General features: G+C 71.7%; 10 protein-coding genes. 4 read left to right on the forward strand and 6 right to left on the reverse strand.

The window, feature by feature from the left end:
• Window positions 1-60: 60 nt before the first annotated feature.
• Window positions 61-996, reverse strand: a complete 936-nt coding sequence (locus ACIWQI_RS03170) for an HAD hydrolase family protein (protein ID WP_396655646.1) — start codon at window positions 994-996, stop codon at window positions 61-63.
• Complete coding sequence (gene serS / locus ACIWQI_RS03175; RefSeq protein ID WP_396655647.1) at window positions 993-2270, reverse strand: serine--tRNA ligase; 1278 nt, start codon at window positions 2268-2270, stop codon at window positions 993-995. Before serS ends, ACIWQI_RS03170 begins: the two co-directional genes overlap by 4 nt.
• A gap of 44 nt (window positions 2271-2314) precedes the next feature.
• Between serS and ACIWQI_RS03180 the strand changes: the two genes are divergently transcribed.
• From ACIWQI_RS03180 to ACIWQI_RS03190, 3 genes are all read left to right on the forward strand, one after another.
• The gene (locus ACIWQI_RS03180; protein ID WP_396655648.1) at window positions 2315-3313 is read left to right on the forward strand and encodes a diacylglycerol/lipid kinase family protein; all 999 of its coding nucleotides are present in this window, start codon (window positions 2315-2317) and stop codon (window positions 3311-3313) included.
• Between the two features lie 75 nt (window positions 3314-3388).
• Window positions 3389-4879 (forward strand): DUF222 domain-containing protein, encoded by a 1491-nt coding sequence (locus ACIWQI_RS03185; protein WP_396655649.1) that lies wholly within the window; start codon window positions 3389-3391, stop codon window positions 4877-4879.
• Between the two features lie 88 nt (window positions 4880-4967).
• On the forward strand, window positions 4968-6023 hold the full coding sequence (locus tag ACIWQI_RS03190) for an LLM class flavin-dependent oxidoreductase (protein ID WP_396655650.1): 1056 nt from the start codon (window positions 4968-4970) through the stop codon (window positions 6021-6023).
• Here ACIWQI_RS03190 and ACIWQI_RS03195 read toward each other — a convergent pair.
• The 4 genes from ACIWQI_RS03195 to pheA form a co-directional block, all read right to left on the reverse strand.
• A complete protein-coding gene (locus tag ACIWQI_RS03195) occupies window positions 6008-7099 on the reverse strand; it encodes a class I SAM-dependent methyltransferase (RefSeq protein WP_396655651.1) in 1092 nt (363 codons plus the stop codon). The genes ACIWQI_RS03190 and ACIWQI_RS03195 overlap by 16 nt on opposite strands.
• 119 nt (window positions 7100-7218) lie before the next feature.
• Complete coding sequence (locus ACIWQI_RS03200) at window positions 7219-8835, reverse strand: LuxR C-terminal-related transcriptional regulator (RefSeq protein WP_396655652.1); 1617 nt, start codon at window positions 8833-8835, stop codon at window positions 7219-7221.
• A gap of 29 nt (window positions 8836-8864) precedes the next feature.
• The gene (locus ACIWQI_RS03205) at window positions 8865-9308 is read right to left on the reverse strand and encodes a pyridoxamine 5'-phosphate oxidase family protein (RefSeq protein WP_396655653.1); all 444 of its coding nucleotides are present in this window, start codon (window positions 9306-9308) and stop codon (window positions 8865-8867) included.
• Complete coding sequence (gene pheA / locus ACIWQI_RS03210; protein ID WP_396655655.1) at window positions 9301-10260, reverse strand: prephenate dehydratase; 960 nt, start codon at window positions 10258-10260, stop codon at window positions 9301-9303. The genes ACIWQI_RS03205 and pheA overlap by 8 nt, the downstream gene beginning before the upstream one ends.
• A gap of 76 nt (window positions 10261-10336) precedes the next feature.
• Between pheA and pgm the strand changes: the two genes are divergently transcribed.
• Window positions 10337-11980, forward strand: a complete 1644-nt coding sequence (gene pgm, locus ACIWQI_RS03215; protein WP_396655656.1) for a phosphoglucomutase (alpha-D-glucose-1,6-bisphosphate-dependent) — start codon at window positions 10337-10339, stop codon at window positions 11978-11980.
• Window positions 11981-11985: the final 5 nt, after the last annotated feature.

Raw genomic sequence — 11985 nt, forward strand, 5'->3', positions numbered from 1 at the left:
ACCGATCGGCCGCGCAACATCCTTCCAGCGCCGGCTGTGGGGAAACTGAGCGCCCGCACCTCACTCCAGCACGGCGCGCGGCCCGTGCTCGGTGGCGCCCAGGGAACGCAGGATGGCGGCCACGCCGCCTTCCTGCACGGACGTGGTGATCTCGCCCGCGGCATCCAGCACTTCCTGCGGACCCTGCGCCATCGCCACCGCGCGGCCGCCGTTCTCGAGCGCCCAGCGGAACATGCCGACGTCGTTGCGGCCGTCGCCCATGACGAGCACGTCCTCCGGTGCGATGCCCAGCCAGCCGCGCACCAGCTCGAGCGCGGTGCCCTTGTCGACGCCGTGCGGGGCGATGTCGAGCCACGCTGACCAGCCGATCGCGTACGAGACCTGGTTCAGGCCGATGCTCTCGACCAGGTGCGAGAAGTCCTCTTCGTCCTGACCGGGCGAGACCACCACGATGCGCGAGACCGGCGACCGGCCCAATTCGTCGAAGGTCACCCGCTCGGCCTGGGCGAGGTTCCAGTCCTGCATGTGGTCGGTGTAGAGCCGGTGGCCGTCGGGCTGTTCCACCATGTAGTTCGCGTGCGGCAGATGCTCGCGCAGCAGATGCAGGACCGGCACCGGGTCGAAGGTCTCGATATGCGCCCGCTCGTAGGCCAGGTCGTCCGCGTCGACGCGGCGCAGGACCACCGCGCCGTTCGAGCACACGACGTACTCGGGCGCGAGCTCGAGGACGCGCAGGATGCCTCGGGTCGAGGCCCAGCTGCGCCCCGTGGCGACCATGACCTCGTGCCCGGCCTCGCGCGCATGCCGCACGGCGGCGACGACGCCGGGGCTCAGCGACTCGTCTTCGAGGATCACCGTGCCGTCGATGTCGAGGGCGATCAGCAGCCGCCGCGTCGTGAGCTCGTGCTGCGCGACGCCCTCGACGACCTCGACGGCCTCGGCCCGCGGGACGACCTCGACGCTGCCCGTCTCGGGCAGGTGCGCACCCGGAGTCAAGACACCGGCTCCAGGACGTCCATGCCGAGGTAGGGGCGCAGCGGCTCGGGCACGACGACCGACCCGTCCGGGCGCTGATGCGTCTCCAGCAGCGCGACGATCCATCGTGTCGTGGCGAGCGTGCCGTTCAAGGTCGCCACGTGCTGCGTCCTGCCGGTCTCGCGGCGGTGGCGGATGTCGAGGCGTCGCGCCTGGTACGTGGTGCAGTTCGAGGTGGAGGTGAGCTCGCGGTACGCACCCTGCGTGGGCACCCAGGCCTCGACGTCGTACTTGCGCGCGGCGCTGGAGCCCAGGTCGCCCGCGGCGATGTCGATCACGCGGTACGAGAGCCCGAGCGCCTGCAGCATCTCCTCCTGCCAGCCCAATAGCCGCAGGTGCTCGGCCTCGGCGTCGGCCGGATCGGCGTAGACGAACATCTCCAGCTTGTTGAATTGGTGCACGCGGATGATCCCGCGGGTGTCCTTGCCGTGCGAGCCCGCCTCGCGCCGATAGCACGACGACCACCCCGCATAGCGCAGCGGGCCGCCGGACAGGTCGATGATCTCGTCCTTGTGGTACCCCGCCAGCGGCACCTCGCTCGTTCCCACCAGATACAGGTCGTCGGCTTCGAGCCGGTACACCTCGTCGGCGTGCTCGCCGAGGAAGCCGGTACCCCGCATGATCTCGGGCCGCACGAGCGTCGGCACGATCATCGGCGTGAAGCCGTTCTCGAGCGCCTTGTTCAGCGCCATCGTCATGAGGGCGATCTCGAGCCGCGCCCCGACGCCGCGCAGGAAGTAGAAGCGCGCTCCCGAGACCTTGGCGCCGCGCTCCATGTCGATCGCGCCCAGCAGCTCGCCGAGGGCGAGATGGTCGCGCGGCCCGTCCGGGAAGGACGCGGGATCGAACGACGGGATGTCTCCGACCCGCCGCAGCTCGACGAAGTCGTCTTCCCCGCCGGCGGGGACGCCGTCGATGATGACGTTCTCGATGCGGCCGATCACGTCCTCGGCAGCGGCTTCGGCATCCGTCACCCGCTGCTGCGCGAGCTTGACCTTCTCGGCCAGACCCTTGGCCTCGGCCACGAGCGCCGCCTTCTCCTCCTTCGGAGCCTTGGCGACGGTCTTGCCGAACGCGTTCTGCGCGGCCCGCACCTCTTCATAGGCCGCGATCGCGGCACGGCGCTCGCGATCGGCGGCGAGTGCGGCATCCACCGTCTCGGGCGAGTGCCCGCGCGCGATCTGAGACCGCTTCACCAGGTCGGGGTCGTCGCGCAGCAGCAGAGGATCGATCACCCAGCCCAGTCTAGCCAGGGGCCTCACGACGCTAGGGTTTGTCCATGGCCGAGCGAGCGCACCCGCAACGACGCGCCGCGCTCGTGTACAACCCGATCAAGGTCGACAAGAAGGCGCTGCGCACGCTTGTGACCACGCAGGCGGCTCAGGCCGGCTGGGGCGAGCCGCTGTTCTTCGAGACCACGGTGGACGACCTGGGGCAGGCGGTCACGCGCGAGGCGGTCGACGCCGGAGCCGACGCCGTGCTCGTCGCCGGCGGCGACGGCACCGTCCGTGCGGTGGCGGAGGCGCTCACCGGCACCGACGTGCCGCTCACGATCGTGCCCAGCGGCACCGGCAACCTGCTGGCCCGCAACCTCGACCTGCCCCTGGCAGAACCCGAGCACATGGTGCGGTCCGCCTTCGACGGCGACAGGATCGCCATCGACGTGGGCATGGCGACGATCACCCACCCCGGCAGCGAGGCCGAGGAGCATGCGTTCGTCGTCATGGGCGGTATCGGCCTCGACGCCGCGATGATCGCCAACACCAATCCGCAGCTGAAGAAGGCGGTGGGCTGGGTGGCGTACGTCGACGGCGCGGCCCGCTCACTGCCCGGTGCCCGCCCGTTCCGCATCGTGTATCAGGTGGAGGGCCGCCGCATGCACACCGCGCGCGTGCAGAGCGTGCTGTTCGCGAACTGCGGGGCGCTGCCGGCGGGCATCTCACTCGTGCCGCAGGCGTCGATCACCGACGGCACGCTCGACATCGCCGTGATCCAGCCCAGCGGGTGGTTCGGGTGGCTGGGCGTGTGGCGCAAGGTGTGGTGGGACAACAGCGTGCTGCGCCGGTTCCGGGCGGGGCGGCTGGTGCTGCAGCGCCGGGGAAGGGATGCCTCGGTCCGCTACCTGCGCGGCGGCGGCATCGAGGTCGCGGCCGAGAAGCCCATCGCGGTGCAGCTGGACGGCGACGAGTTCGGCGAGGCGACGCGGGTCGCCTGCCGGGTCGTGCCCAGCGGGCTCGTGGTGACGCTGCCGAACGGCCACGATACGTCCGGCTTCTAGAATCTTTGTTCGCCTCCTCTCATCAGTTTGCAGCAAATCGACGGGGATGTCGGTGGTGGTCGTCATACTGGGTTCATGACGATCTTCGAATCTATGCGCGACGCGATGAAGCGTCTCGCGGTCTTCGAGGAGCTGGATGTGGATGCCGCGGCCCTGCCCTCCGCGGTGGTGTCGCTGTCGGATCGCTCGGTGCGGGATGCGCTGACCGAGGTCGTGACGCTGTCCCGGCAGGTCGACACGCTCACGTCGGTGCTGGCGGGCGTCGCGGCGGCCCGGTCGGGCCGAGAGCACGGGCATGGCGGCCTGGTGCAGGAGACCGGGCACCGCACCGCGGTGGAGTTCATCCGCGACGTCGCAGGAGTGACCCGGGGTGAGGCGATTCGAACAGTGAAGGTCGGCGAGTCGCTCCTGCAGGGCGCCGCGCGCACGCCTGACTCCGAGACCCCCGACGAGCAGGTCCCGGCGGAGCGGCCGTGGCACCACCCGGTCGATGACGCGCTCCTGGCCGGGTCGATCACGACCGTGCAGCATGACGCGATCATGCGTGGGCTGGGACATCCGGCTCCTGAAGCGGGCCTCGAGGATTCCGAGGCCGCAGTGGCGTGGCAGGCGGCGGCGATGCAGCTTCTCGACGAGGCGCCGACCTGCACCGTGGAGGACCTGGCCGCACGAGCGCGTGCGCTGCGGGACCTGGTCGACCCGCAAGGGGCGCAGACTCGCCATGCGGAGGCCTTCGACCGGCGCTCGCACCGGTTCTGGACCGACCGCGACGGAGTCCGTCACGGCCGCGTCGTGTACGACCCCGAGATGGGCGCGTGGATGGAGCAGCTGCTCTCCACGGCCCTGTCCCCGCGCCGCGGCGGACCCCGGTTCGTCGCCGACGACGAGAAGCGGGGCGCCGACGACCTTGCGACGGACCCGAGATCGAATGACCAGCTGGCGTACGACCTGCTGGTCGACCTGCTCCGTGCCGGCGTGGCCGCGCAGCATCACGATGTGTACGGAGCCAATCAGGCCGGCGTCCGATTGGTGACCATGAAGGACGCCGTCACCGGTGAAGAGGCGCTGCGGGATGCGTTCGGGCGGCTGATCGCCACCGCCTGCACCGACGACGGGCACCTCGTGATCCCCGGGCCGGTGCTCGAGCACGCCCTCTGCGTCACGGGGACGGTGGATCTGACGACCGACACCGCCGGGAACCCGCTCGATGTGGGACGGGAGCTGCGGCTGTACACCAGGAAGCAGCGGATCGGGCTGGCCGCCCGCGACGGGGGGTGCGTGTGGCCGGGTTGCGATCGGCCGCCGCAGATGTGCGAAGCGCACCACATCGACGCCTGGGCAGAAGGCGGCGCCACCGATTGCGACCGCGGCGTCCTGCTCTGCCGGTACCATCACCTGAGCCTGCACAACAACGCGTGGCGGATCACCCGCACCGGCACCGAGCCCTTCGTGCTGCACCCGCCCCCGCACCTGGGGCAAGAGCCGATCGTGCTGCGGTCGACATCCCCGCTCCGGTGGCTGTGGGATCCACCACCCGACAGACGCTCCTGGCGCATCGCCGCCTGACGAGCCCCTCCCGGCCTGAGCGAGCCGGCCATCAGCATCGCGCGCGGGCGCGGAATAGCGCGGGCGCGGGGCGGGGTTGAGGGTGGGGATGACCATCTCACCTCAGCTGTCCGTCCTCGACCTCGTCCCGGTGCGCACCGGGCAGACCAGTGCACAGGCGGTCGCGGCATCCCTCGACCTCGCCCGCACCGCCGACCGTCTCGGGCTCACCCGCTACTGGTTCGCCGAGCACCACAACATGCCCGCCGTCGCCTCGACGACGCCACCGGTGCTCGTCGCCGCCGCGGCCGCCCGCACGGAGCGGATCCGGGTCGGCTCGGGCGGGGTGATGCTCCCCAACCACTCGCCGCTCGTGGTGGCGGAGCAGTTCGCCGCCCTCGAGGCGCTGGCGCCCGGGCGCATCGATCTCGGCATCGGCCGGGCCCCCGGCAGCGACCCGGTCATCACCCAGCTGCTGCGCATGTCGGGCACCACCAGCGACGTCGAGCGCTTCCCGGACCACGTCCGCGACATCGCCCGGCTCGCCTCGCCGGAAGGAGCCGTCGTGCAGTTCGCCAGCGGCGGCACCTACGACATCCACGCGACCCCCGCCGCCACCTCTGCTCCGGAGGTGTGGCTGCTCGGATCCAGCGACTACTCGGCCCAGCTGGCAGCGGCGCTCGGCCTGCCCTATGTGTTCGCGAACCATTTCTCGGGGCAGGGCCTCGAGCGCGCGCTCGAGCTGTACCGCTCGCAGTACCAGGCGACGCCCGAGCACCCTGAGCCGCGCACCTTCCTCACCGCGAACGTCGTGGTCGCACCGACCACGGCCGAAGCCGAGGAGCGCGCCCTGCCGCAGCTGCGCATGATGGCGCGGCTGCGCATGAACAAGCCGCTGCGCCCCCTCGAGACGGTCGAGGAGGCGCAGTCGGGGTCGGCGGAGTTCGACGGCCTCGCCGACTCGATCATCGCCGGCACCCGGTCGACCTGGTTCGTCGGCGAGCCTGCCCCCGTCGCCGCCGAGCTCCGCGCATTCGCCGAGCGCTGGGAGGTCGACGAGGTGATGGTCTCGCCGGTCGCGGCGGCCCGCGAGGCAGAGCCGATGGATGCCTCGCCCGGCCGCACGCAGACGCTCGAACTGCTGGCGGCTCAGCTCAGCGAGTAGAACCGGAAGAACGCGAAGTCCTCGATGGGGAGGACGTCGACGTCGGCGAAGCCCGCAGCCCGCGCATACTCGCGCAGGGTGTCGGGCCGCATCACCGTGCCGGTGGCGGCGCTGGGCTGGTGCGACATGCCGTCGGGCAGGCAGCAGACCAGGCTCAGCGCGTACATCAGTCGCTCGATCTGGCCGCCGGGGGCGACCAGCTGCTCGCCGACGGCTTCGTCCATGATGACGACCGGGCCGTGCGGCGTCGCCGCGCGCATCGCGGCGAGCACATCGACCGGCCGGGGCATGTCGTGCAGGCACTCGAACGCGAAGGCCGCGTCGAACGGCCCGTGATCGGCCAGCCGATCGGCGTCGGTCTCGTGGAAGACCACCCGGTCGGACAGGCCCTCCTGTGCGGCGTTGTGCCGCGCCATCTCGACCGAAGGGCCGTCGATGTCGAAGCCCTCGACCCGCAGCCCCGGGTAGGCGCGCGCCAATTCGATGGACGACCACCCCGCGCCGCAGCCGACGTCGGCGACCCGGGCACCCGGGCGGGAGAGGACGCTGTCGAGCTCGGGGGCACCCGTGAGGAAGCCCGGCAGCTGCGCGAACCAGGGCCGGTTCATCTGCGCCTGCGCGATCCGCGCGACGTCGCCGAGCTCAGCCCAGCTGACTCCCTCCCCGGTGCGGTACACCTCCGTGAGGCGGTCGACGGGGGTTGCCGCGGCCAGCCGCGCGAAGGGCGCGAGGTAGGCGAGGCTGCTCTCGTCGGTGAGCACTTCGGCTGCGCCGGCGGGCAGCTCGAAACGGCGCTCCTCGGCGGAGCCGCCGGCATCGTCGGCGATGCGCAGGATGCCGCTGACGGCCTGCTGCTCGAGCCACTCGCGGACGTAGCGCGGCGAGGTGCCGGTGCGCGCCGCGAGCTCGGCGGCCGTGCTCGGGCCGTGCTCGACGAGGCTCTGGTACCAGCCCATCCGCTCGCCGAAGTACACGGTCATCACGTCGGCCCAGCCGAGGATGGCGTCCATCAGCCGCTCTGAGAAGGCTTCGGCGGACTCGTTCGCCGGGGCGGACGTTTCGATGATGGTGGACATGTCTGCTCCGTTCTGAAGGCGGCGTTCTGCCGCGCGGATCCGACGCTACGGACGGCGCGCAGCAGCGCACATCGGCAGAACCATGCAGATGTCACACGCCGATGGGGCGAATCATGCAGTCAGCGACTGTTCTCGCGCCACCAGGAAGCGGCCGCGGTGCGCGAGCCGACGCCGATCTTCGCGTAGATGTTCGCCAGGTGCCGGCCCACCGTCTTCTCGCTGAGGAACAGGGCGTCGGCGACCTGCCGGTTGCTCGCACCCTCCGCCACGAGGGCGAGCACCTCCGCTTCGCGGGCGGTCAGCGGACCGGTGGATGCCGCAACGGGCACCGCCGTGCGGACGGCGTCCGGGTGGGCACCCAGACGCTGCACGATCTCGTCCGCCGCGCTCTGCGCGCCGGCGGCCGCGATGCGGTCGCCGAGCACCTCGTGCGCGCGCGCGAGCAGCGCGAGCACCCGGGCGTGCTCGAACGCCTGTCGCTGCCGGCGGAAAGCGTCCTCCGCCTGGCGCAGCGCCGCCAGGGCACGACGCGCGTCGCCGTCGGCGAGCGCGAGCATCCCCTCCGCGTGGTCCGCCCAAGCCCGGAAGCCGGGACTGCGGTACTCGTCGGCGGCGGCTCGCAGCTCTGCGGCGAGGTCGCGGGCGTCGGCGACCTGTCCCTGGCTCAGGGCGATCTCGACGCCGGCCCGGAGCAGGCGCACCCGCGCCATCGGGCCACGACTTGCCAGGGCCGCCCGGATGGCCATCCACGCCGCAGCGCCGTCGCCGGTCTGCAGCGCGAGCAGGGCCTCGCCGGGCTGAGGGTCGATCCCCGACTCGCGCGCCTGCGCGAACGCCTCCCGTGCGGCGGCGGCCGCACCGCGCAGCCGCCGCAGCTCGCCGAGCTGATAGAAGCCCTCGCCCGCGATCCACGGGTTCCCGCCGGCGAGGTCCATGCTCACCCGCGACAGATGCGTCTCGACGTCGTCCCAGTCGCCGCGCGCGCTGCGCAGCTCGAGCCGGTGCACCCGGCAGATGCCGGCATAGATCGCGTCGCTTCCCAGCGTCCGGCACCAGTTCTCGGTGGCGCGGGTCCACTCGTCCATGCGCCGGTACTCGGCCAGCTGATGGCAGACGTGCATCACGGTGCAGTAGATGTCTCCCGCCCACTCCGCGGGCAGCTCGTTCGCGAGCACCGGGAGCATCGCCTCGTCGAGCTGGGCGAAGCCGCGAGCGGTGTCGCCGGCGCGCAGATTGTCCAGGCCCGCGACCACGAGGTTCAGCGCCTGCACGGACGGCGTCGGGAACCGACGGGCGAGATCGGCGAGCCGGGCGATGTGCGGCTGCGCGGACTCGATGCCCTCCATCGCCTCGGCGGCGGCCTCGATGTAGGCGAGATAGGCGTGCGGCGGGCCGTCGGGCAGATCGGCGAGCAGGCGCCGGGCCCGGTTCAGCCAGGCCGCCCCCACGGCCATGTCGCCGCGCGTGTACCAGAGCATGCTCAGCTGCAGCGCGTTCATCGCGGCCTCGTCCATGCGTCCGGCATCGCACAGCCCGCGGAAAGCCGCCTCGGCCGCCGAGAGCGATTCCGGCACCCGGCCCACGAGCCAGCCGCTGCGTGCGAGCATCACGAGATCGTCCACGCCCAGCCCGTCGTCTTCGGCGCGCGCGCGGCTCAGCAGGTCGTGCGCGCTCGCCCAGTCGGCGGCGTCGTAGGCGCGACGACCGGCCACCACCAGCTGGTCGCGGTCGGGCATGCTCCAGGGTACGACGACCCGCGACTGCGCTACCAGGCGATCAGTCGGCGCGGGCGCACGATGATCGCGAGCGAGTAGTCGTCGGTGAGGCGCTGCACGGTCCAGCCGAGGCGGTCGAGGCCGGCCTGGTATTTGGCGAGGTACTCGTCGCCGATCCGCTCCATCCACTGCGCCGCGTCGAGGTCGGAGAACTCGGCCACCCCCTGCAGCACCTGCAGGTGGTCGCCGTGCTCGCCCGACTCGAGGTGGAACATCGCCCGCGGGTCGGCACGGAGGTTCTTCGCCTTCGCCGCGTGCGGCTGGCTGAAGGTCAGGACCGCGTCGTCGTGCCACAGGAACCACACCGGCACCGCATGCGGGTAGCCGTTGCGTCCGGTGCTGCCCAGCCACCCGATCTCCTCCGTGCGCAGCCTCTGCAGCGCGCGGGCGTGCACGTCGTCCGCCGGATCGAGCCGGAAGACCGCGTCACTCATCGGGCTCGCCCGAGATGAGACCGCGCAGCCAGTCGCGCGCCTCGACGAAGACGTCGTCGGAGTAGCGCTCCGGATAGCGGACGATGGCACGGTCGGCACGCGGGTACGAGCCGAGGAACAGCACCTTCGGGCTGAACCGCCGCAGACCCAGGAGGGCGTCGGCCATCCGCTCGTCGAGGATGTGGCCGTCGGCGTCGATGACGAACCGGTACCGCCCCAGCGCATCGCCGATCGGCCGAGACGCCAGCAGCGACAGGTTGATGCCCCGTGTCGCGAACTGCTCGAGCATCTCCATCAGGGCGCCGGGGTACTCCTCGGGCAGCTCCACGATGAGCGACGTCTTGTCGGCGCCGGTCGGCGACGGCGGCTGGGCCGCGCGGGCCACCAGCACGAAGCGGGTCACGGCGTTCTCGTTGTCGCCGATGTTCTCGGCCAGCACCTCGTACTCGCCGTGCTCGACGACGCCGGGCGCCGCGATCGCCGCGTCCGCGTCGCTCGTGCCGTCGAGCAGACCCGCGGCGCTGGCCACGTTGCTCGCGGCAGGCAGGTGGGCGTGGGCAGGCAGCGTGTCGGTGAGCCAGCGCAGGCACTGGGCGTAGGCGACCGGGTGCGCCGAGATCAGCGAGACCTCGTCGAGGCCGGTTCCCGGCCGGGCCACGAGCACGAAGTTCACCGGCACCAGGTACTCCCCGACGATGCGCAGGCCCGGCATGGTCGCCAGGGCGTCCTGCGCGGTGGAGACTCCGCCGTCGATGGAGTTCTCGATCGCGATCATCGCGGCATCCGAGCGGCCCTCGACGACGTCCGCGAGCGCCTCGCCGACGTTCCGCACCGGATTCCAGCGCTGTCCGCGGGCCTCCGGCACCTGCGCCAGAGCCGCCTCGGTGAAAGTCCCGGCGGGCCCGAGGTAGCTGTAGGTGCGGAGTTCGGATGCCTCTGGCTCGCTGGTCACGGGGTTCAGCCTAGTCAGGTGCCGGAGGAGACGGCGGTGGGGAGACAACCGTTCGGGCAGAAGGCAGACTGGGCGCATGACTCGCGCAGGACAGCCCGCCGAAGCATCCGATCTCATCGACGTCGACGCCCTGATCGCCGCCTACTACGATCGCCGCCCCGACCCGCGCGATCCGGCCCAGCGGGTGGCGTTCGGCACCAGCGGCCACCGCGGGTCGGCGCTGAGCGGCAGCTTCAACGAGGATCACATCCTCGCCACGACGCAGGCGATCGTCGACTACCGGCGCTCGCAGGGCATCGAAGGCCCGCTGTTCCTCGGCCGCGACACGCACGCGCTGTCGCTGCCGGCCGAGCGCAGCGCCATCGAGGTGCTCGTCGCCAACGGCGTGGACGTGCGTGTCGACTCCCGGGACTCGTGGGTGCCCACCCCCGCGCTCAGCCACGCGATCCTCACCCACAACCGACAGGCTCAGGGAGCGGACCCGGGCCGCGCGGACGGCATCGTCGTCACCCCCTCGCACAATCCACCGCGCGACGGCGGCTTCAAGTACAACCCCCCGAACGGAGGCCCGGCCGACACCGACGCCACCGGGTGGATCGCCCGCCGTGCCAACGAGCTCATCGAGTCCGGGCTGACGGAGGTGCGGCGCACGCCCTTCAAGGACATCGACGAGGACTCGCTGGGCACGTACGACTTCCGCGAGGGCTACGTCGCCGACCTCGAGAACATCATCGACATCGACGCGATCCGGCGGGCCGGAGTCCGCATCGGCGCCGATCCGCTGGGCGGCGCGTCCGTCGACTACTGGGCGCTCATCGGTGAGCGGTACGGGCTCGAGCTCACCGTGGTCAATCCCGACGTCGACCCCACCTGGCGGTTCATGACGCTCGACTGGGACGAGAAGATCCGCATGGACCCGTCCTCCCCTGCCGCGATGGCGGGGCTCATCGGCCGTCGCCACGAGTACGACATCCTCACCGGCAACGACGCGGACGCCGACCGGCACGGCATCGTCACGCCCGACGCGGGCCTGATGAACCCCAACCACTACCTGGCCGTCGCCATCGACCACCTCTATTCGCACCGCCCCGGGTGGCCGGCCGACGCCGCCGTGGGCAAGACCCTCGTCTCGTCGATGATCATCGACCGGGTCGCCGAGGCCCTGGGCCGGCGGCTGTACGAGGTGCCGGTGGGCTTCAAGTGGTTCGTGCCCGGCCTCCTCGACGGCTCGATCGCCTTCGGCGGCGAGGAGTCGGCGGGCGCCTCGTTCCTCCGGATGGACGGCACGGTGTGGACCACCGACAAGGACGGGATCCTCCTCTGCCTGCTCGCCGCCGAGATCCTGGCCGTGACCGGGAAGACGCCCTCGCAGCGCTACGCCGAGCTCGAAGCCGCGTTCGGGTCGTCCGCGTACCAGCGCGTCGACGCGCCCGCGACGCCCGCACAGAAGGCGGAGCTGGCCAAGCTCTCGCCGGATGCCGTGACCGCCACCGAGCTGGCCGGCGAGCCGATCACCGCCAAGCTCTCACATGCGCCGGGCAACGGCGCCGCGATCGGGGGGCTGAAGGTCGAGACCGCCGGTGCCTGGTTCGCCGCGCGCCCGTCCGGCACCGAGGACGTGTACAAGCTCTACGCCGAGTCGCTGCGCGGCGAGGAGCACCTGCGCGAGGTGCAGGCCGAGGCACGTGCCGTCGTCGACGCCGCGCTGGGCGACGGGTAGGCGCG

Source organism: Microbacterium sp., from assembly GCF_044508325.1.
Lineage (GTDB): Bacteria > Actinomycetota > Actinomycetes > Actinomycetales > Microbacteriaceae > Microbacterium.

Bases quoted from the DNA above. Each gene is read 5' to 3' on its own strand.
- ACIWQI_RS03205 (WP_396655653.1), bottom strand. From the start codon at position 9,308: ATGAGTGACGCGGTCTTCCGGCTCGATCCGGCGGACGACGTGCACGCC.
- ACIWQI_RS03195 (WP_396655651.1), bottom strand. From the start codon at position 7,099: ATGTCCACCATCATCGAAACGTCCGCCCCGGCGAACGAGTCCGCCGAA.
- ACIWQI_RS03200 (WP_396655652.1), bottom strand. From the start codon at position 8,835: ATGCCCGACCGCGACCAGCTGGTGGTGGCCGGTCGTCGCGCCTACGAC.
- ACIWQI_RS03190 (WP_396655650.1), top strand. From the start codon at position 4,968: ATGACCATCTCACCTCAGCTGTCCGTCCTCGACCTCGTCCCGGTGCGC.
- ACIWQI_RS03185 (WP_396655649.1), top strand. From the start codon at position 3,389: ATGACGATCTTCGAATCTATGCGCGACGCGATGAAGCGTCTCGCGGTC.
- pgm (WP_396655656.1), top strand. From the start codon at position 10,337: ATGACTCGCGCAGGACAGCCCGCCGAAGCATCCGATCTCATCGACGTC.
- ACIWQI_RS03180 (WP_396655648.1), top strand. From the start codon at position 2,315: ATGGCCGAGCGAGCGCACCCGCAACGACGCGCCGCGCTCGTGTACAAC.